General features: G+C 54.0%; 1 pseudogene. It reads right to left on the reverse strand.

Annotated elements, in window-relative coordinates:
* Positions 1-297, reverse strand: a pseudogene (locus XM53_RS22325) (integrase core domain-containing protein); the annotation flags it as partial.
* Positions 298-404: the final 107 nt, after the last annotated feature.

Below are 404 nucleotides of genomic sequence, written 5' to 3' on the forward strand. Positions count from 1 at the left end.
TGACCGGTTAGCATATTCGTATGGCGTCAGGCCAGCCAGACTGGAGTGAGGCCGGCTGTAATTATAGTCAGCGCGCCATGCCGCAATCATGCGGCAAGCATGGCGCCGAGACGGGAACAGGTGTTCGTTAAGGCACTTCTCGCGCATCCGTCCGTTAAAGCTCTCGACCAGACCGTTCTGCATGGGCTTTCCGGGCGCGATGTAGTGCCAGCCGACTTTGCGGTCCTCCTGCCATTTCAGCATCGCGTTCGAGGTCAGTTCTGTTCCGTTGTCCGAGACCACCATACAGGGATAACCTCAAATCGAGGACATTTCAGGGGAGCACGTCACAACGGGTAGCACATTTAGAATGGTACTTAATATTAGCCTTTTAAAAGGCTATTCACCAAATCGGCGCAGTCATG

Source organism: Roseovarius atlanticus (genome assembly GCF_001441615.1).
Lineage (GTDB): Bacteria > Pseudomonadota > Alphaproteobacteria > Rhodobacterales > Rhodobacteraceae > Roseovarius > Roseovarius atlanticus.